The sequence below is a fragment of the Mycobacterium sp. 48b genome, assembly GCF_048282725.1.
Classification (GTDB): domain Bacteria; phylum Actinomycetota; class Actinomycetes; order Mycobacteriales; family Mycobacteriaceae; genus Mycobacterium.
Window position 1 is genome coordinate 6,095,919 of record NZ_JBLVUL010000001.1, and the last position, 18,191, is coordinate 6,114,109.

At 67.2% G+C, this 18,191-nt stretch carries 18 protein-coding genes and 2 pseudogenes; 14 read left to right on the forward strand and 6 right to left on the reverse strand.

The window, feature by feature from the left end:
• Complete coding sequence (locus ACNQR1_RS29775; RefSeq protein ID WP_418049164.1) at window positions 1-468, reverse strand: SRPBCC family protein; 468 nt, start codon at window positions 466-468, stop codon at window positions 1-3.
• A 146-nt stretch (window positions 469-614) separates the two neighbouring features.
• Between ACNQR1_RS29775 and ACNQR1_RS29780 the strand changes: the two genes are divergently transcribed.
• From ACNQR1_RS29780 to ACNQR1_RS29810, 7 genes are all read left to right on the forward strand, one after another.
• Window positions 615-2,306 carry an FAD-dependent oxidoreductase gene (locus ACNQR1_RS29780; RefSeq protein WP_418049165.1) on the forward strand — a complete coding sequence of 564 codons (1,692 nt, stop codon included), beginning with the start codon at window positions 615-617 and terminating at the stop codon, window positions 2,304-2,306.
• A gap of 32 nt (window positions 2,307-2,338) precedes the next feature.
• Window positions 2,339-3,826 (forward strand): ATP-binding protein, encoded by a 1,488-nt coding sequence (locus ACNQR1_RS29785; RefSeq protein WP_418049166.1) that lies wholly within the window; start codon window positions 2,339-2,341, stop codon window positions 3,824-3,826.
• Between the two features lie 66 nt (window positions 3,827-3,892).
• Window positions 3,893-4,756, forward strand: a complete 864-nt coding sequence (locus ACNQR1_RS29790) for an LLM class F420-dependent oxidoreductase (protein ID WP_418049167.1) — start codon at window positions 3,893-3,895, stop codon at window positions 4,754-4,756.
• Between the two features lie 36 nt (window positions 4,757-4,792).
• Entirely contained in the window at window positions 4,793-5,644 is an 852-nt protein-coding gene (locus tag ACNQR1_RS29795; RefSeq protein WP_418049168.1) for an LLM class F420-dependent oxidoreductase, read from the forward strand.
• Between the two features lie 25 nt (window positions 5,645-5,669).
• Window positions 5,670-6,665 carry a dTDP-glucose 4,6-dehydratase gene (gene rfbB / locus ACNQR1_RS29800; protein ID WP_418049169.1) on the forward strand — a complete coding sequence of 332 codons (996 nt, stop codon included), beginning with the start codon at window positions 5,670-5,672 and terminating at the stop codon, window positions 6,663-6,665.
• Complete coding sequence (gene rfbC / locus ACNQR1_RS29805; protein ID WP_418049170.1) at window positions 6,662-7,267, forward strand: dTDP-4-dehydrorhamnose 3,5-epimerase; 606 nt, start codon at window positions 6,662-6,664, stop codon at window positions 7,265-7,267. Before rfbB ends, rfbC begins: the two co-directional genes overlap by 4 nt.
• Window positions 7,268-7,357: 90 nt before the next feature.
• Entirely contained in the window at window positions 7,358-7,708 is a 351-nt protein-coding gene (locus tag ACNQR1_RS29810) for a hypothetical protein (protein WP_418049171.1), read from the forward strand.
• Here ACNQR1_RS29810 and ACNQR1_RS29815 read toward each other — a convergent pair.
• Window positions 7,702-8,820: a P1 family peptidase gene (locus ACNQR1_RS29815; RefSeq protein WP_418049172.1), complete on the reverse strand. Its 1,119-nt coding sequence runs from the start codon at window positions 8,818-8,820 to the stop codon at window positions 7,702-7,704. The genes ACNQR1_RS29810 and ACNQR1_RS29815 overlap by 7 nt on opposite strands.
• A 98-nt stretch (window positions 8,821-8,918) precedes the next feature.
• Here ACNQR1_RS29815 and ACNQR1_RS29820 point away from each other — a divergent pair, with 98 nt between their 5' ends.
• Both ACNQR1_RS29820 and ACNQR1_RS29825 read left to right on the forward strand, forming a co-directional pair.
• On the forward strand, window positions 8,919-9,539 hold the full coding sequence (locus ACNQR1_RS29820; RefSeq protein ID WP_418049173.1) for a TetR/AcrR family transcriptional regulator: 621 nt from the start codon (window positions 8,919-8,921) through the stop codon (window positions 9,537-9,539).
• Complete coding sequence (locus ACNQR1_RS29825; protein ID WP_418049174.1) at window positions 9,536-10,405, forward strand: EamA family transporter; 870 nt, start codon at window positions 9,536-9,538, stop codon at window positions 10,403-10,405. The genes ACNQR1_RS29820 and ACNQR1_RS29825 overlap by 4 nt, the downstream gene beginning before the upstream one ends.
• Here the strand turns inward: ACNQR1_RS29825 and ACNQR1_RS29830 are convergent.
• Window positions 10,402-11,097 (reverse strand): alpha/beta hydrolase, encoded by a 696-nt coding sequence (locus ACNQR1_RS29830; RefSeq protein WP_418050558.1) that lies wholly within the window; start codon window positions 11,095-11,097, stop codon window positions 10,402-10,404. The genes ACNQR1_RS29825 and ACNQR1_RS29830 overlap by 4 nt on opposite strands.
• Window positions 11,098-11,180: 83 nt before the next feature.
• Between ACNQR1_RS29830 and ACNQR1_RS29835 the strand changes: the two genes are divergently transcribed.
• Window positions 11,181-12,116: a cupin domain-containing protein gene (locus tag ACNQR1_RS29835; RefSeq protein WP_418049175.1), complete on the forward strand. Its 936-nt coding sequence runs from the start codon at window positions 11,181-11,183 to the stop codon at window positions 12,114-12,116.
• A 40-nt stretch (window positions 12,117-12,156) separates the two neighbouring features.
• Here ACNQR1_RS29835 and ACNQR1_RS29840 read toward each other — a convergent pair.
• Both ACNQR1_RS29840 and ACNQR1_RS29845 read right to left on the reverse strand, forming a co-directional pair.
• Window positions 12,157-12,481 (reverse strand): annotated as a pseudogene (locus ACNQR1_RS29840) (fluoroquinolone transporter permease); the annotation flags it as partial.
• Window positions 12,478-12,612 (reverse strand): annotated as a pseudogene (locus ACNQR1_RS29845) (ABC transporter ATP-binding protein); the annotation flags it as partial. The pseudogenes ACNQR1_RS29845 and ACNQR1_RS29840, both read right to left, overlap by 4 nt.
• 30 nt (window positions 12,613-12,642) lie before the next feature.
• Here ACNQR1_RS29845 and ACNQR1_RS29850 point away from each other — a divergent pair.
• The 4 genes from ACNQR1_RS29850 (at window position 12,643) to mmsB (ending at window position 17,230) form a co-directional block, all read left to right on the forward strand.
• Complete coding sequence (locus ACNQR1_RS29850) at window positions 12,643-13,467, forward strand: MOSC domain-containing protein (protein ID WP_418049176.1); 825 nt, start codon at window positions 12,643-12,645, stop codon at window positions 13,465-13,467.
• Window positions 13,468-13,624: 157 nt separating this feature from the next.
• A complete protein-coding gene (locus tag ACNQR1_RS29855; RefSeq protein ID WP_418049177.1) occupies window positions 13,625-15,145 on the forward strand; it encodes a CoA-acylating methylmalonate-semialdehyde dehydrogenase in 1,521 nt (506 codons plus the stop codon).
• A 39-nt stretch (window positions 15,146-15,184) separates the two neighbouring features.
• Complete coding sequence (locus ACNQR1_RS29860; RefSeq protein WP_418049178.1) at window positions 15,185-16,345, forward strand: acyl-CoA dehydrogenase family protein; 1,161 nt, start codon at window positions 15,185-15,187, stop codon at window positions 16,343-16,345.
• A 12-nt stretch (window positions 16,346-16,357) separates the two neighbouring features.
• Window positions 16,358-17,230, forward strand: coding sequence for a 3-hydroxyisobutyrate dehydrogenase (gene mmsB / locus ACNQR1_RS29865; protein ID WP_418049179.1), 873 nt, complete (start codon window positions 16,358-16,360; stop codon window positions 17,228-17,230).
• A 56-nt stretch (window positions 17,231-17,286) separates the two neighbouring features.
• On the opposite strand, the gene ACNQR1_RS29870 is transcribed toward mmsB, so the two are convergent.
• A complete protein-coding gene (locus tag ACNQR1_RS29870) occupies window positions 17,287-18,123 on the reverse strand; it encodes a hypothetical protein (protein WP_418049180.1) in 837 nt (278 codons plus the stop codon).
• Window positions 18,124-18,191 lie beyond the last annotated feature (68 nt).

An 18,191-nucleotide genomic window follows, 5' to 3' on the forward strand; every position in this document is an offset into this window, starting at 1 on the left:
TCAACCGGCCTCGGCGGTGCGTTTGATGGCCGCCAGGGTTTCCGGGATTCCGCTCAGTGCGGCCTCGCTGCGCGCTGCGATCTCCTCGTCGGCCCGCTCACCGAAGCGGTCACGGAAGCCGGCGATGCCCTCCGGCAGAAAAGTCCATGCCTGGGTGAGCCTGGTGCCGCCCTCGGCAGGTTCGAGATGGAAGCCCCACCGGACCCAGCCGTTGTTGACCTCCCAGGTGAACTGACGACCGGGATCGGCGACGACCACCTGGCTGCGGGTGTCCCAGGTGCGCTCCGGCGTGACGTTGCGCCCGGTGAACCAGGCTCCGGCGATCGCGCCCGCAGCCGGGTCGTCCCACCAACACGACTTGCAGACCGGACTCCATTCCCCCATCCGGGAGACGTCGGAGACCAGCTCGTACGTCGAATCCGGATCGCGCGCAACAACAACCGAATCAGAGAACTCAAGAACAGTCACGAGCCGGAGTCTAGGAGCCCGGCCCGGATCCGGACGACCACCCGCGCACGGGACGACGACGACGGGAAATCCGGCCGGTTGATCTGGTGACGAAGGTGGCGACCTGACCCGATATCCGCTGGACTGGCGGCGCATAATTGGTAGCGATGACTGGCCCCGCCTCCCAGCCCCGTAAACCCGTGATCCTGACCGTGGACGACGATCCCGCGGTCTCGCGCGCGGTCGCCCGCGACCTGCGCCGCCACTACGGCGAGCGCTACCGGATCGTGCGTGCCGAATCCGGCCCGGACGCCCTGGAAACCCTCAACGAACTGAAACTGCGCGGCGACACCGTCGCGGTGTTCGTCGCCGACTACCGGATGCCGCAGATGAGCGGCATCGAGTTCCTCGAATCGGCGATGGACCTCTACCCGATGGCCCGGCGCGTGCTCCTGACGGCGTACGCCGACACCACCGCGGCCATCGACGCCATCAATGTCGTCGACCTCGACCACTACCTGCTCAAGCCGTGGGACCCGCCTGAGGAGAAGCTCTACCCGGTGATCGACGGCCTGCTGGAGGCCTGGCACGCCGTCGGCGACCGGGCCATCCCGCACACCAAGGTGATCGGGCACCAGTGGAGTTCGCGGTCCTGGGAGGTGCGCCAGTTCCTGGCCCGCAACCAGCACACGTTCCGCGCGTTCACCACCGACGAGCCCGTCGGCCGCCAACTGCTGGAGGCCGCGGGGCTCGACGGTCTGCAGCTGCCGGTGGTGATCACCGAGGGCGGCGAGACGCTGGTCGAACCCAGTGACGGCGAGCTCGCCGACATGTTGGGGCTCTCGACCACCCCGTCGCTGACCATGTACGACCTCGCGGTGATCGGCGGTGGCCCGGCAGGTCTGGCGGCCGCGGTGTACGGCGCTTCCGAGGGTCTCAAGACCGTGCTGATCGAGGGCACCACCACCGGCGGGCAGGCCGGCCGCAGCTCGCGGATCGAGAACTACCTGGGCTTCCCGACCGGGGTGTCGGGGGCCGAGCTGGCCACCTCGGCCCGCAGGCAGGCCGAGCGGTTCGGCGCCGAGGTGATCACGACCCGTGAAGCCGTCGCCCTCGACATCGCGGGTGCGGCCCGCACCATCACCTTCGCCGACGGCGAGACCATCGGCGCCCGGGCGGTCATCCTGGCCACCGGGGTCGAGTACCGCCAGCTCCCGGTGCCGGGATGCTTCGCCGATCCCGACAACCCGAACAACTTCGTCGGCCGTGGCGTGTATTACGGCGCCTCGGTGTCGGACGCCTCCGAATGTCGCGGCGAGGACGTGTACATCGTCGGCGGCGCCAACTCGGCCGGGCAGGCCGCTATGTTCATGTCACGCGAGGCCAAGTCGGTGACGCTGCTGGTGCGCGGACCGTCGCTGCAAGCGTCGATGTCCTATTACCTGATCCAGCAGATCGAGCAGACCCCCAACATCTTCGTTCGCACCTGCACCGAGGTGGTCGGTGCCATCGGCGAGGACGATCACCTGGTGGGACTGGAGCTGGTGAACCGGCAGTCCGGCGAGCACGAGGACGTGCGTGCGACACGCCTGTGCTGCTTCATCGGTGCCACCCCGCGCACCGAGTGGCTCGACGGCGTGGTCGCCCGCGACGACCACGGATTCATCCTGGCCGGCCCCGATCTGCGCGACGTGTGCGGCTGGGGCCTGGAACGCCCGCCGCATCACCTGGAAACAAGTGTGCCCGGTGTGTTTGTTGCAGGAGACGTGCGTGCCGAGTCCGCGAAGCGGGTGGCTGCCGCCGTCGGCGAAGGATCGATGGCTGTGATGCTCGTGCACCGCTACCTGGCAGAAGCGTGACGGCCGCGAGGCCTGAGGAGTAGAGGACGGATATGGGCGAGACCTGCGTGCGGGACGAACTGCGGACGCTGTTCCTGTTCGAGCACCTTTCCGACGCGCAACTCGACACGTTGTGCCAGGCCGGCAGCATCGAGACGTTCCCGGCAGGCCCGATCGTCACCGAGGGCGATCCGGCCACGTGCTTCTACGTGATGCTCGAAGGCGAGCTTGTGATGTCGAAGCGCTCGGGAGGCGTCGACATCCAGACCAACCGCACCTCGATGCGCGGCGTGTACTTCGGCGCCTGGTCGGCCTACATCCCCGGCGAGGAACACGTCTACGAGGCGTCGGTACGCCTGACGAAGCAGTCGCGGGTGTTCGTGCTCGATGCCAATGCCTTCGCGAGCTTCATGCAGTCCCAGTTCCCGATGGCCGTGCACCTGCTGGAGGGCCACAAGGTCGGCGGTCGGCGGCAGAGCCAGATCATCGGTCAGCGCGAGAAGCTGCTGGCCCTCGGCAACATCACCGCGGGCCTGACCCATCAGCTCAACAACCCGGCGGCGGCCACCGCCCGAGCCGTGGCCGACCTGCGCGAGGGTGTCGGCAAGATGCGCCACAAGCTCGCGATGCTGGCCGACGGCAAGTTCACCCCGCAGGCGCTGCGGATGCTGGTGACCATCCAGGACGAGGTCGCCGAGCAGGTCGCCAAGCACAAGGGACTGGAGCTCACCGCGCTGGAGACGTCCGACCGCGAGGACGAGATGGGCGACTGGCTCGAGGACCACGACATCGTGGGCGCCTGGGACTACGCTCCGACATTCGTCGAGGCCGGTCTCGACATCGACTGGCTGGAACGCATCTCGGCGTCCGTGGACGACGCGCTCAAGGACGGCGAGGCGTCGGCGACGCTGCAGGCCGCGCTGGGCTGGCTGAAGTACACGATCGACACCGAACTGCGGATGAACGAGATCGCCGAGGCGAGCAAGCGCATCTCTGCGCTGTTGGCCGGCGCCAAGCAGTATTCGCAGATGGACCGCGGTGACTATCAGAGTGCCGACGTCCACGAACTGCTGCGCAGCACGCTGATGATGTTCGGCGACAAGATCGGCAAGGACAAGCCGGTCAGCCTGTGTAAGGACCTGGACAAGTCGCTGCCCGAATTGCATTGCTATCCAGGCGATCTCAATCAGGTATGGACCAACATCATCGACAACGCCATCCAGGCGATGAACGGCCACGGCACGCTGACGCTGCGCACCAGCCGCGAGACCGACGAGATGATCCGGGTGGAGATCTGCGACGACGGCCCCGGGATCCCCGCCGAGGACATCAACCGGATCTTCACGCCGTTCTTCACCACGAAGCCGTTCGGCGAGGGCACCGGCCTGGGTCTGGACCTGGCCTGGCGCATCGTGGTGGAAAAGCACCACGGGGATCTGCGGGTGCAGTCCGAGCCCGGCGACACCCGTTTCATCGTGCTGTTGCCGCTGCAGGCCCCCGCCCCCGAGGGCCAGTCCGCGGAGACGCAAGCGGCGGAGTAGCGACAGATCCAGAATCAGCGTGATTCACCCGGAATAGCGCCCGCACGCACCCGGGTTGAGACGTTCATGACCCAGACCACGGCGGGCACCAAGCCCGATCTCGGCCCGTTCGGCGCGTTCGGCCACTACTTGCAGTTCCAGCAACTGTCGCCGCAGCAGCTGCGGGACATCGAAGCGCTGGGCTACGGCGCGATCTGGGCCGGCGGGTCGCCGCCTGCCGAGCTCGAGTGGATCGATCCGATCCTGGCCGCCACCGACACCTTGCAGCTGGCCACCGGCATCGTGAACATCTGGAGCGCGGCCGCGGGCCCGGTCGCCGACTCGTTCCACCGCATCGAGGCGGCCTATCCGGGCCGGTTCCTGCTGGGCATCGGAGTCGGCCACCGCGAGGCCATCGGCGAATATCGCAAGCCCCTCGACGCGCTCACCGATTACCTCGACAAGCTCGACGAGTACGGCGTTCCGAAACACCGTCGGGTCGTCGCCGCGCTCGGCCCCAAGGTGCTGCGACTGTCGGCGGACCGTTCGGCGGGTGCGCACCCCTACCTGACCACACCGGAACACACCGCGCAGGCCCGCGAGCTGATCGGTCCGGATGCGTTCTTGGCTCCGGAGCACAAGGCCGTGCTCACCACCGATCAGGACAAGGCGCGTGCCGTCGGCCGCAAGGCACTCGACATCTATCTCGGACTGAGCAATTACCTCAACAACTTCAAGCGGCTCGGCTTCACCGACGAGGATCTCGCCAAACCGGGCAGTGACCGGTTCATCGACGCCGTCGTCGCGCATGGCACGGTGGACGAGGTGGCCGCGCGGCTGCGACAGCATCGCGACGCCGGCGCCGACCACGTGCCTGTACAAGTGTTGACCTCACCGGACAAACTGGTACCCGCACTCGCCGAACTCGCCGGGCCGCTCGGCCTGGCCTAGAAGCGTCGACAGGCCGCGATAGAAAAGGACTCACAGATGACCGAATCACTCTCGCTCAAGCCGGATCTGGGCCAGTACGGGGTGTGGACCTTCGGGGCGGTGCAACCCGAGCAGGCCGTCGAGATCGAGAAGCTGGGCTACGGCGGACTGTGGGTGGGCGGTTCGCCTGCCGCCGACCTCTCGTTCGCCGAACCGATCCTGGAAAGCACACAGAACCTTCAGCTGGCCACCGGCATCGTCAACATCTGGACCGCCGACGCCAACACCGTCGCCGAGTCGTATCACCGCATCGAAGCGGCATACCCGGGCCGGTTCCTGCTCGGCATCGGGGTGGGGCATCCCGAGCACACCGGCGAATACCGCAAGCCCTATGAGGCTTTGGTGGAGTACCTCGACGTGCTGGACGCGGCCAAGGTGCCGACCAGCCGGCTGGTGATCGCCGCGCTCGGCGACAAGGTGCTCAAGCTCTCGGCACAGCGCAGTGCCGGCGCGCACCCGTACCTGACCACACCCGAGCACACCGCGCACGCCCGTGATGTGCTGGGCGAAGCCGTGTTCCTGGCACCTGAGCACAAGGTGGTGCTGAGCACGGACGGCGCGGCAGCCCGCGCGATCGGACGCGACACGGTCGACTTCTACCTGAACCTGAGCAACTACCTGAACAACTGGCGCCGGCTCGGTTTCACCGAAGACGACATCGCCAAGCCCGGCAGCGACAAGCTGATCGACGCGGTCGTCGCACACGGCACTGCCGAGAACATTGCCGCGCGTCTCAAGCAACACGTCGCCAACGGCGCCGATCACGTCGCCATCCAGGTCCTCGGCGGCAAGGACAAGCTGATCCCGACACTGACCGAACTGGCCGGACCGCTGGGTCTGAAAGGCTGAGGCTGCGGCCGGTTAGGGTTGGCGCATGCGGCTACTGGTCACCGGCGGCGCCGGGTTCATCGGCGCGAACTTCGTGCGTCTTGCCGTCGGGGAGGCGCTGACCACATCGGTCACCGTGCTCGACGCGATGACGTACGCGGGCAGCCAGGAATCCCTGGCGCCGGTGGCCGACCGGATCCGGCTGGTGCAGGGTGACGTCGCCGACGCCGGCCTGGTCAACCAGCTGGTCGGCGAGGCGGACGCCGTCGTGCACTTCGCGGCCGAAACCCACGTCGACAATGCCCTGGCCAACCCACAACCGTTCCTGCACAGCAATGTGATCGGCACCTTCACGGTGCTGGAGGCGGTCCGCGCGCACGGGGCCCGGCTGCACCACATCTCCACCGACGAGGTGTACGGCGATCTCGAGCTCGACGATCCGGCCCGGTTCACCGAGGGCACGCCGTACAACCCGTCGAGCCCGTATTCATCGACCAAGGCCGCCGCGGATCTGCTGGTGCGGGCCTGGGTGCGGTCGTATCGCGTGCGCGCGACGATCTCGAACTGCTCCAACAACTACGGGCCCTATCAGCATGTGGAGAAGTTCATCCCGCGCCAGATCACCAACATCCTCACCGGCCGGCGGCCCAAGCTCTACGGCACCGGCGCCAACGTGCGCGACTGGATTCACGTCGAGGACCACAACCGTGCGGTGTGGCAGATCCTCACCGGCGGCCAGATCGGCAGCACCTATCTCATCGGCGCCGAATGCGAGCGCAGCAATCTCACGGTCATGCGTACCCTGCTCAGGTTGATGGACCGCGACCCGGATGACTTCGACCACGTCACCGACCGGGAGGGCCACGACCTGCGCTACGCGATCGACCCGTCGACACTGCACGACGAGCTGGGCTGGGCGCCCAAACACACCGATTTCGACGAAGGCCTCGCGGCCACCATCGACTGGTATCGCAACAACGAATCCTGGTGGGGTCCTTTGAAGGACAACGTGGAGACCAACTACTCGGTGCGCGGCCAATGACCGCGCGTGAACTGACCGTCCCCGGGGCCTGGGAGATCACCCCCAAGCTGCACGGCGACGCGCGCGGGCTGTTCTTCGAGTGGTTCACCGAGGGCGGGTTCGCCGAGATGACCGGGCACCGCTTCGACCTGCGGCAGGCCAACTGTTCGGTGTCGGCGGCCGGGGTGCTGCGCGGTGTGCACTTCGCCGAATTGCCGCCCAGCCAGGCCAAGTACGTGACGTGTGTGCGCGGCACCGTGCTCGACGTGGTGGTCGACATCCGGGTGGGCTCCCCGACGTTCGGCCAGTGGGATTCGGTGCTGCTCGACGAACACAACCGGCGTTCGGTCTACCTGTCCGAGGGTCTCGGTCACGCCTTCCTGTCGATGGAGGATTCCTCGACGGTGATGTATCTGTGTTCGGCCCCGTACAGCCCGGACCGGGAGCACACCATCTTGGCGACCGACCTGGGGATCGACTGGCCGATCGAGGCCGAGCCGGTGCTGTCCGACCGTGACGCGGCCGCCCCGACGCTGGAGCAGGTGCGCGCTGCGGGCCTGTTGCCGACGTGGGACGACACCCGCGCGTTCGTCGACGAGCTGCGGGCCCGGGTCCAGGGCTGAATGAGGTAGTCGGCTACTGCATACAGGCTCGTCCGGTGGGGCGACGATGGGCGTATCAGCGCGACACACGCCCGACGAAACGAGACCACGATGAACCGAGCCTCGCAATTCGCGACGACGATGCTCGTGTCCGGCGGCCTGGCCCTGGCCGGGCTGTCCCTCGGGGCGGGCGCCGCCCATGCCGGCGGCCCGTACCAGTGGTGCCCCGGCGACGAACCGGGCGGTTACGGCGGCGGGTTCAACACCCCGGCCGACGCCCGGCCGAACTGGGACTGGAACGTCTGCCACAGCTACCACTATGTGAATGCCGGGCAGGGCAATGTCTCGTCCACCGTGTGGGAAGGCGACAACCCGCCACCGCCGTATCCGTGGCAGCCTCCGAACATGTGCTGGTCACTGTTCCTCCCCCGGCCGTGCGGACCCGCCGACCTGGGTCAGTGACCTTCCAGCACCAGCGCCGAGTGCAGCAGCTTGTGGTCGAGGGCATGGGCGGTCAATCCGCCCCGGCCGGTCATGGTCTCGGCGGCCACCAGCGCGTTGACGATGGCTTCCTCGGTGGCCTCGATGGCCAGGTCGAACAACCGTGTCATCAACTGGGGCGCCACCATGCGCACCGCGATCTCGGGGCGGTTGGCGTCAGGGTTCTCGTCCCATCCGTACGGCGGGATTCCCCGGTTGCCGGTGGAGAAGGCCAGCATCAGGTCACCGCTGTACTGCTCGCCCGTTCCGCCGACCCGGCCGACGGCCAGGGCGGAACGTTGCGCGAGCCTGGTGCACTGGTGCGGCAGCAACGGCGCGTCGGTGGCGATCACGACGATGATCGAGCCGGATCCCGCCGGATACGGCATCGGAAGGTCCGGGGTCGGCACCAGCTCGGGACTGACCATCTCCCCGACGGGCACCCCGTTGACCCGGAGGCGTTCGCGCCGACCATGATTCGCCTGCACCAGCACGCCGACGGTGTACGGCCCGGCCATGGTCTCGGTGACGCGCGAGGCGGTTCCGATCCCGCCCTTGAAGCCGTGGCAGATCATGCCGGTCCCGCCGCCGACGTTGCCCTCGGCGACCGGGCCGCCCGTGGCGTCGGCCAGTGCGGCGCCCACGTGTTCGGGGCGGACGTGGTGGCCGTTGTTGTCGTTGAGCAGTCCGTCGTAGGTCTCTCCCACGACCGGCAGGGACCAGTAGAGCCCTTCACCGCGGGCCTGGACCTGGGCCTGAACCAGGGTGTCGCGGACGACGCCGACGCTGTGGGTGTTGGTCAGGCCGATGGGCGAGGTGAGTTCGCCGGACTCCCGGATCCACTCCAGTCCCGTGAGTTCGCCGCTGCCGTTGAGCCGGTGTGCACCGGCGAACACCGGTTCGGTGAAAATTCTCGGGTGTGGGATCACGACGGTGACGCCGGTGTTGACCGGGTTGGGTCCGGGGCGCCGGATCGTGGTGTGCCCGACGCGTACGCCGGCCACGTCGGTGATGGCGTTGTTCGGGCCCGTGGGGTGCTCGCCGATGACGACGCCGATATCTCGGGCACGCGGACGTGAGGAGCAGTCCAACATGCATCCTCCGGAAAGTTGTGGCGGAATTGTTTTCAGGATTGGAAAATAATGACGGCGGGTAACCACCGGCGTCAACTCAAGCGGCGGATTCGTGAAGGATGGGACCAGTGGGACGGCCGAACCGACAGGCTCAACGACGCGAAGAGATCCTCGACGCCACGATCGCGTTGATCGAGCGCAACGATCTGACCACCTTCCGGATCGCCGATGTCGCCGCTGAGCTCGAGCTGACCCCCAACGCCGTGCGCTACTACTTCCGGGACATGGACCAACTGCTCTCGGCGCTGGCGCAGCGCTCGGACAGCAAGTTCTACGACGACCGGCTCGCGGTGGTGGAGCGCACCGGCGACGCCCGGGACCAGATCGCGTTCATGATCGCCGCCGGGTTGCCGTCCGGGCCGGAGGACGTCGAGTGGCGCGCGATCTGGCGGGCCGTACTGGCCGCCGGCTTCGTGCTCGATCAGCGCCGCGACATCCAGCACATCTATCACCGACAGGCGAGTCTCTACGCTCAGATCCTCGAAACAGGTTCCACTGCCGGGACTTTCACTCTGACCGCACCCGCACGCGATATCGCCATGACGCTCATGGCGATGGAGGACTATCTCGGCTACCGCATCGTGGCGCGCGATCCGGACCTCGACCGCGCCACGGCGCTGCGACTGATGCGCGGCTATGCCGAGCTGGCTACGGGGACTCAGCTGCCGGTGACGGTGTGACCACCCGCGCCCCGCTGGGGGCTGCGCTGCTCGTGGTGATCGCCGCGATCAGCCAGGAGGTGGGCGCGGCGTTCGCCGTCGGCCTGTTCGCCGCGGTCGGCACGGTGGGGGCCTTGTTCGCCCGCTTCGCGGTCGCCGGTGTCATCCTGTGCGCAGCGGTACGCCCATCGGTACGGGGCCTGACCCGGCAGGCCTGGGGTGCGGCGATCGCACTGGCCGGGACGCTGGGCGCGATGAACTTCTGCTTCTACCTCGCCATCGAGCGGATTCCGCTCGGCATCGCGGTGACCGTCGAAGCCCTTGGCCCACTGATCCTTTCGGTGGTGACCAGTACGCGCCGGGTCGCGTGGCTGTGGGCTGCGCTCGCCTTCGCCGGGGTCGCACTGCTGGGCCTGCCGGGTGGGGCCGGCGGGCACTTCGAAGCCACCGGATTCGCCTTCGCCGCCGCCGCAGGCGTGGCCTGGGCCGGATACATCCTGGCATCGGCACGGACGGCCGCGGAGTTCCGTCGGGTCGACGGCCTGGCACTGGCCACGGTCATGGGCGCCCTGGTCGTCGCCCCGTTCGCCGTGGCCTCGGTGCACCCGGACGCACTCGACTGGCGCGTTGTCGGGGTGGGCGCGGCGGTCGGGGTGTTGTCGTCGGTCATCCCGTACTCGCTGGAGTTGATCTCCCTGCGCCGCCTGCCACCCGCCACCTTCGCCGTACTCACCTGCCTGTCACCGGTCACCGCGGCACTGGCCGGCCTCGTGGTGCTCGGTCAGCAGATCGGACTGCTCGGCTACCTGGGCGTCGCCCTGGTCACCGTCGCCAGCATCGGTGCCGTGCGGTCCGCGCATGGCGGGCCGGCCGAACCACTCGGTTAGCCGTCGAGCTCGGCCACCGCCTCGTCGATCAGATCGGCAATCGCGGTGGGTTGCGAAGCCAATGATGCGTGACTGGCGTCGAGTTCGACGATCTTGCGGGGATTCATCCGCTGCGCCATCCTGCGTTCGTTGTCCGGGTGGATCATGCGGTCCTCGGTCGACACCTGATACCAGGTGGGTTTGGTCTTCCACGCCGGGACGGTCACGGTATCGCCGAAAGTCGAACCGAGTGGCGCCTTTTGGGTCACCGCCATCACCAGGGTCTCGCCCTCGGGCAGGTCCTGGGCAAAGCTCTCGGCGAACTTGTCCTGCTTGATCCACAGGTAGCCGTCCGAATCCGGGGCGATGTTCTCGAATGCCGCGGGAGGAGTCTGCTCACTGATCTGACCGGGGCTCTCCCCCGCGTCCGGCGCGAATGCCGCGACGTAGACGAGGCCTACGACGTTGGGCAGGTCCCCCGCTTCGGTGATGACCGCCCCACCGTACGAGTGGCCGACGAGCAGCACCGGGCCGTCGACCTGTTTGACCATCTGCTGGGTGCGGACCGTGTCGTCGCGCAGGGACGTGAGCGGGTTCTCCACCGCATACAACTTGTCGTAGCCGCGCTTGCGTAGTTCCACGATCACTTTCGCCCAGTGCGCCGCACCACCCCAGAACCCGTGCACCAGAACGATTGCCGGCTTGTCGGTCATATTCGGACCCTCCTCGGTCTCAGAACCCCAGGTGTTGACCACCTGCAATGGCTCCACCATATTTGGAGGATGGGGCAACAGCCATGATCGATTCGCCGGAAAAATTTGCCGATCCTCTGAGTGCGGCCACCGATGCCTTGTCGGAGATCCTGCGTACCGTGCGCCTGCACGGGGACACCGTCACACGGTGGGCACCCACCGGGTCCTTTCACGTGGCCATTCCGGGGGCGGTCCGCGTGCTACACATCGCCGAGACCGCGGGACTCACCCTGCACATCGACGGCCGGACCGTGTCGATGAATCGCGGCGATATGGCGCTGCTGGCCCGCGGCGATGCGCACGGGATCTCCCGTGGCGATCCCGCCGGCCCGCGCGCACTCTCCGACGACGACCGCAATCTCGATGCGGGGCAGGGTCATTCGCTTTCACCACGCTGGCTCAGCGGAATCTTCGCCGTCGACAGCACGGTTGCCGGCCCGCTGCTGTCGGTGCTGCCGCCGGCCATCGTGATCCTGGCCGGCGCGCCCGGTCACGAATGGTTAGCGCTGAGCCTGCAGCTGTTGTTGGCCGAGACCATCGAACCGCGGCCGGGCGCCGGGGTGATGATCTCCCGCATCCTCGACCTGTTGTTCATCCATGCCCTGCGCGAGTGGTCCAGGTCTGCCGACGCCAGCCCGGGGTGGCTGACCGCCGCGATGGACCCGCAACTGGGTCCGGTCCTCACGGCCGTGCACAACGATCCGGCGCATCCGTGGTCGGTCACCGAACTCGCCGACCTCGCCCGACACTCCCGGTCAACCTTCGCCGAACGGTTCACTCGGCTGTTCGGGCAGTCACCGGCCGCCTACGTCACCGAACGCCGGCTCGACCGCGCCGCCGACCTGCTCCGATCCACGACCACCTCGGTCAGCAAGATCGGACAAGCCGTCGGCTACACATCCGATTCCGCGTTCAGCCGGGCGTTCCAGCGCCGGTACGGCGCACCGCCGCTGCGGTGGCGCAATGGGCTGAGCTCCTGACCCGTCAGCTGTTCTTCGCGAGGAACCGGCGGAACAATGGCAAGGTGATCGCCACGAACAACGAGATGGCCACCAGCACAACGCATTTGGCGACAAGGGTACTCCCAGAACCGCAGTGGCGTGGCGATGATGGCGCCGAGCGTGGGTTCCTGCTTCTCGAAGAACACCGAACCGCCGACGATGAAGAACCCGATGATCGCGACGTCAAGGGCCAGCACGTAGGGTTCGGCGACCGGGCGCAGGTCGCGCGGCATCGGCAGCAGCACCGCCAGCCAGATCAGGCCGGAGAACACTCCTGCGTGCAGGAACTTCTGCCGGGTCGCAATGGTCAGTTCGACCCGGATCGCGGTGAGTAACCGGGTCATGACAGCTGCCGCCCGGTGACCTCGACGAAGACGTCGTCGAGACTGGCTTCGCGGCTGTGGATGGTCTCGATGTGCTGATTGCGCAGGACCGCATGGAATTCCGGGTCGTCGGCCAGCCCGTCCATCCCCTCGCGCCCGCTTCGCAGGGTTATCTTCGGTCCATGAGCGCCGAGGCAGTTGAGGACATGCGGGTGGAGTGCCTGTACCGATATCCGGTCAAGTCGATGCTCGGGGAGAGCGTCGACACGCTGTTCGTCAACGCCGGCGGAGCCGAGGGCGACCGCCAGTTCGCCCTCATCGATGAATCCAGCGGCCGGGTGGCGACCGCAAAGCAGGCCCGACTGTGGCGGAAGCTCTTGTCATGCGGCGCCGCCACCGAAGACCGGCACGTACGAATACATCTGCCGGACGGCGGCACGACGACAACCGATGAAGACGATGTCGATGACCTGTTGTCACAGCTCGTGGGGCGTTCGGTTCACCTGATCGACAGCAGGCCCGCCGGCGCTTCGATCGAGCGCGCAGACCCCGATCAAGTGCTCGACATGGGTGTCGACGCAGAAGTCGACGCCCCGATTCTGGAGCTGGCCTTGGCAACCCCGGGGAACTCGTTCCACGATCTGGCCCCCGTGCACGCGATCACCACGGCGACCCTGGAGCACATCGGCGTCGAGGCCGCGCGATATCGACCCAACCTGGTGATCGCTACGCCACCTGGTTATCCCGCGTACGCCGAGAACGAGTGGACCGGTCAGATTCTCAACGTGGGCGGAACGCGGTTACGCGCCATGGGCCCCACTCCCCGTTGCGTCATTCCGACGCTCGAGCACGGAAACCTCCCCCGGGCACCACACGCGCTTCGTACACCCGCCGCCGAGAATCGCGTCGACGCCTTCGGGCTCGGCCTTTTGCCATGCGCCGGCACGTACCTTGAGGTGCTATCCGAGGGCGCCATGCAGATCGGCGACCGGGTTTCGCTCGCTTGACCCACCCTCGGCCGTAGTACGCCCGGCGCGGATACAGAGGACGCATGAGCAGCCGCCAGAGCCCTTGCCAAACCCTCCGACCAATTACTAGGATATCCAAGTATCTCGGGTATGCCCCGAGTCATACCACCGCGCATCTCTCTCTGGACGGAACGCCATGACCACTCAGATTCCCCACTTCATCAACGGCCGGCGCACCACCGCCGGGTCGACCCGTACCGCCGATGTGCTCAACCCCAGCACCGGCGATGTGCAGGCGCAGGTGGTGCTGGCGTCTGCCGCCGACGTCGACACCGCGGTGGCCGGCGCCGTCGAGGCCCAGAAGGAATGGGCCGCCTACAACCCGCAGCGCCGCGCCCGGGTGCTGATGAAGTTCATCGAGCTGGTGCACCAGCACGCCGACGAACTCGCCGAGATGCTGTCCCTGGAGCACGGCAAGACCGTCGCCGACTCGCACGGTGACATCCAGCGCGGCCTCGAGGTCATCGAGTTCTCCGTCGGCATCCCGCACCTGCTCAAGGGCGAGTTCACCGAGGGCGCGGGCACCGGCATCGACGTCTACTCGATCCGCCAGCCGCTGGGCGTGGTCGCGGGCATCACCCCGTTCAACTTCCCGGCGATGATCCCGCTGTGGAAGGCCGGACCGGCACTGGCATGCGGAAATGCGTTCGTGCTCAAGCCTTCCGAGCGAGACCCCTCGGTTCCGCTGCGGCTGGCCGAGCTGTTCATCGAGGCCGGTCTGCCGGCCGGTGTGTTCCAGGTGGTGCAGGGCGACAAGGAAGCCGTCGACGCCATCCTCGAGCACCCCGACATCCACGCGGTCGGCTTCGTCGGCAGCTCCGACATCGCGCAGTACATCTACTCGGGTGCGGCCGCGCATGGCAAGCGCGCACAGTGCTTCGGCGGTGCCAAGAACCACATGATCGTGATGCCCGACGCCGATCTGGACCAGGCTGTCGACGCGTTGATCGGCGCCGGCTACGGCAGCGCCGGTGAGCGCTGCATGGCCATCAGCGTCGCGGTCCCCGTCGGCGAGGAAACCGCAAACCGCCTGCGCGCCAAGCTCATCGAACGCGTCAACCAGCTGCGCGTCGGACACAGCCTTGACCCCAAAGCCGATTACGGGCCACTGGTCACCGGCGCCGCCCTCGAGCGCGTCCGCGACTACATCGGCCAGGGCGTGGAGGCCGGCGCCGAGATCGTCGTCGACGGCCGCGAGCGTGCCACCGATGAACTGACCTTCGATGACCAGAGCCTGGAGAAGGGCTACTTCATCGGCCCCACCCTGTTCGATCACGTCACCACCGACATGTCGATCTACACCGACGAGATCTTCGGTCCGGTGTTGTGCATCGTGCGGGCCCACGACTACGACGAAGCCCTCAAGCTGCCGTCGGAGCACGAGTACGGCAACGGCGTGGCGATCTTCACCCGTGACGGGGATGCCGCCCGCGACTTCGTGTCCCGCGTGCAGGTCGGCATGGTCGGCGTCAACGTGCCGATCCCGGTTCCGGTGGCCTACCACACCTTCGGTGGCTGGAAGCGGTCCGGATTCGGCGACCTCAACCAGCACGGGCCGCATTCGATCCTGTTCTACACCAAGACCAAGACCGTCACCGAACGGTGGCCGTCGGGCATCAAGGATGGCGCCGAGTTCGTCATCCCGACCATGAAGTAGCGCACCGACGAGCGCTTGCGCGAGGAGAAGACCGGACCGGTGAATCTGCACGACCTGGACGAAGACGAACGCGTGATCGCCGAGACGGCGGCCGCGTTCGCCGAAAAGCGCATCGCGCCATACGCGTTGGAGTGGGATGAGACCCATCACTTCCCCACCGACGTGTTGCGCGAGGCGGCCGAACTCGGCATGGGCGCCATCTACTGTGGCGAGGACGCGGGCGGCAGCGGGCTGCGCCGACTGGACGCGGTGCGGATCTTCGAGGCGCTCGCCGCCGCCGACCCGACTCTGGCGGCGTTCCTGTCCATCCACAACATGTGTGCGTGGATGGTGGACAGCTTCGGCACCGAGGAACAGCGCAAGACCTGGGTGCCCCGGCTGGCGTCGATGGAGACCATCGCCAGCTACTGCCTCACCGAACCCGGTGCCGGCTCGGACGCCGCGGCACTGCGGACCAGAGCGGTCCGCGACGGCAGCGACTACGTCCTCGACGGGGTCAAGCAGTTCATCTCCGGTGCAGGCAGCTCCGACGTGTACGTGGTGATGGCCCGCACCGGCGCCGAAGGCCCGAAGGGCATTTCCGCATTCGTCGTCGAAAAGGACGCGGCGGGGCTGAGTTTCGGCGCTCAGGAGCAGAAGATGGGCTGGAACGCCCAGCCCACCGCACAGGTGATCTTCGAGGGTGTCCGGGTTCCGGCCGAGTCCCTGCTGGGCAGCACCGAGGGCACCGGCTTCGGCATCGCGATGAACGGGCTGAACGGCGGGCGGATCAACATCGCCGCCTGCTCGCTCGGTGGAGCTCAGGCCGCCTACGACAAGGCGCTGGGCTATTTGGCCGACCGCCAGGCGTTCGGCGGGGCCCTGCTCGACGAGCCGACCATCCGGTTCAGCCTCGCCGACATGGCCACCGGCCTGGAGACCTCCCGAAACATGTTGTGGCGGGCGGCCTCCGCGCTGGACGCCAATCACCCCGACAAGGTCACGTTGTGCGCGATGGCCAAGCTGTACGTCACCGACACGTGTTACGACGTGGCCGATCAGGCGCTGCAGTTGCACGGCGGCTACGGGTATCTGCGCGAGTACGGTCTGGAGAAAATCGTCCGGGATCTGCGGGTGCACCGCATTCTTGAGGGCACCAACGAAATCATGCGCGTGGTCATCGGCCGATCTGAGTCGGTGCGGGCCCGCAACTCTGCATAGGGAGAGACATTCGTGACCACGATCGCGTTCCTCGGCTTGGGACACATGGGCGGGCCGATGGCGGCCAACCTGGTCGCAGCAGGCCATACAGTTCACGGTTTCGATCCCGTGCCGGCGTCAAAAGCAGCCGCCGAAGCCAACGGCGCCAAGGTTTTCGATACCGGCGCCGAGGCCGTGGCCGGGGCCGACGTGGTGATCACGTCACTGCCCAACGGCAACGTCGTCAAGGCGTGTTATGCCGAGGTGCTGCCGGTTGCGCCGAAAGGCACGTTGTTCATCGACACCTCCACCATCTCGGTCGATGACGCCCGCGAAATTCACGCCAAGGCCGGCGAACACGGCCACGCTCAGCTCGACGCCCCGGTTTCCGGCGGCGTGAAGGGCGCGACCGCGGGCACGCTGGCGTTCATGGTCGGCGGCGAAGATGAGGCAGTCGAGCGGGCCCGCCCGGTGCTGGATCCCATGGCGGGCAAGATCATCCACTGCGGCGGATCGGGCACCGGCCAGGCCGCCAAGCTCTGCAACAACATGGTGCTCGCGGTGCAGCAGATCGCCGTCGGCGAGGCTTTCGTGTTGGCCGAGAAGTTGGGCCTGTCAGCACAATCGCTGTTCGACGTGGTCACGGGCGCGACCGGCAACTGCTGGGCCGTCCACACCAATTGTCCGGTGCCAGGCCCCGTTCCGACATCTCCGGCCAACAACGACTTCAAGCCGGGGTTCGCCACCGCGCTGATGAACAAGGACCTGGGTCTGGCGATGGCCGCGGTGATGTCGACCGGGTCCTCGGCTCCGCTCGGCACGCATGCCGCCCAGATCTACGCGGCCTTCGCCGACGAGCATGCGGACAAGGACTTCAGCGCGGTGATCGAGACACTCCGCGACTGACCCGCTCGGCGTTCGTAACGTGGTGGCGCCAGAATTCGCGTTTCGCCGCCGCCACGTTACGAACGTGAAGCCCAGGCCTTGGCCAACCGACCGAGAACATTCGCTTCGCCGTTGCGGCAGGTGACCCGAATGACGATCCAGCCCATTTCGATCATTTCGTCGATTCGGGCGATGTCCTTGCGGAGGACATCGGGATCGGTGTGGTGCAGGCCTTCATACTCCATGGCGATCTTCAACTCAGGCCACGCAGTGTCGACCTCCCCGATCAACGCGCCGTACTCGTTGTAGATCGGGTGCTGCGTCTGCGGTGGCGGATAGCCCGCGCGAACAACCAACAGCCGCAACCACGTTTCCTTCGGAGATTCCGCTCCAGGGTCGACCAGGGCAATGCTCGCCCGTGCCTGTTTGATGCCTTTGCGTCCGCTGTGCCGCTGCGCGGCCAGTTCGATGTCTGCGACTTTCAGGCGAGTGGCGCGAGCCAGCGCATCGATCGCTGCCACGGCAGCGTCTTCTGGCAGTCGGCAGGCCAGATCCACCGCGGTACGAACCGGGGTGGTCAATCTGATGTCGCCGAGTCGGCAGATGTCGTCATCATCGATCACGTCGGCCCACGCGACGACTCCCCGGGTCGGCCGCCGATTGGTGTCGAGAATGTTGGCGGGCAGCCCCGCATCGATCCAACGGGCTCCGTGCAGCGCCGACGCGGAGTACCCGGCCAGCACTCCCCGCCGCCGCGATCGCAACCAAGCTGCTTTGGCGCGCAGCACCGCGGTAGGCCGAGTCCCCCGCGGGACATAGATGTCGTGGTGCACGGCGGTGAACCGGGCGCGCAGTTCGTGGCGGGTCAGGCCTCCGGCCGCAATCGCCTCACTCCCGATGAACGGGTCCACCATGCGGGAGAAGTGTGACCGCACCCACCGACAGCCTCGCGTTCGTGACGTGGTGGCGCCAGAATTCGCAT

Excerpts from the sequence above, each read along its gene's own strand:
- ACNQR1_RS29855 (WP_418049177.1), top strand. The coding sequence starts at position 13,625 with ATGACCACTCAGATTCCCCACTTCATCAACGGCCGGCGCACCACCGCC.
- ACNQR1_RS29850 (WP_418049176.1), top strand. The coding sequence starts at position 12,643 with ATGAGCGCCGAGGCAGTTGAGGACATGCGGGTGGAGTGCCTGTACCGA.
- ACNQR1_RS29795 (WP_418049168.1), top strand. The coding sequence starts at position 4,793 with ATGACCGAATCACTCTCGCTCAAGCCGGATCTGGGCCAGTACGGGGTG.
- ACNQR1_RS29870 (WP_418049180.1), bottom strand. The coding sequence starts at position 18,123 with ATGGTGGACCCGTTCATCGGGAGTGAGGCGATTGCGGCCGGAGGCCTG.
- ACNQR1_RS29790 (WP_418049167.1), top strand. The coding sequence starts at position 3,893 with ATGACCCAGACCACGGCGGGCACCAAGCCCGATCTCGGCCCGTTCGGC.
- rfbC (WP_418049170.1), top strand. The coding sequence starts at position 6,662 with ATGACCGCGCGTGAACTGACCGTCCCCGGGGCCTGGGAGATCACCCCC.
- ACNQR1_RS29820 (WP_418049173.1), top strand. The coding sequence starts at position 8,919 with ATGGGACCAGTGGGACGGCCGAACCGACAGGCTCAACGACGCGAAGAG.
- ACNQR1_RS29780 (WP_418049165.1), top strand. The coding sequence starts at position 615 with ATGACTGGCCCCGCCTCCCAGCCCCGTAAACCCGTGATCCTGACCGTG.
- ACNQR1_RS29835 (WP_418049175.1), top strand. The coding sequence starts at position 11,181 with ATGATCGATTCGCCGGAAAAATTTGCCGATCCTCTGAGTGCGGCCACC.
- rfbB (WP_418049169.1), top strand. The coding sequence starts at position 5,670 with ATGCGGCTACTGGTCACCGGCGGCGCCGGGTTCATCGGCGCGAACTTC.
- ACNQR1_RS29830 (WP_418050558.1), bottom strand. The coding sequence starts at position 11,097 with ATGACCGACAAGCCGGCAATCGTTCTGGTGCACGGGTTCTGGGGTGGT.
- ACNQR1_RS29810 (WP_418049171.1), top strand. The coding sequence starts at position 7,358 with ATGAACCGAGCCTCGCAATTCGCGACGACGATGCTCGTGTCCGGCGGC.
- ACNQR1_RS29815 (WP_418049172.1), bottom strand. The coding sequence starts at position 8,820 with ATGTTGGACTGCTCCTCACGTCCGCGTGCCCGAGATATCGGCGTCGTC.
- ACNQR1_RS29785 (WP_418049166.1), top strand. The coding sequence starts at position 2,339 with ATGGGCGAGACCTGCGTGCGGGACGAACTGCGGACGCTGTTCCTGTTC.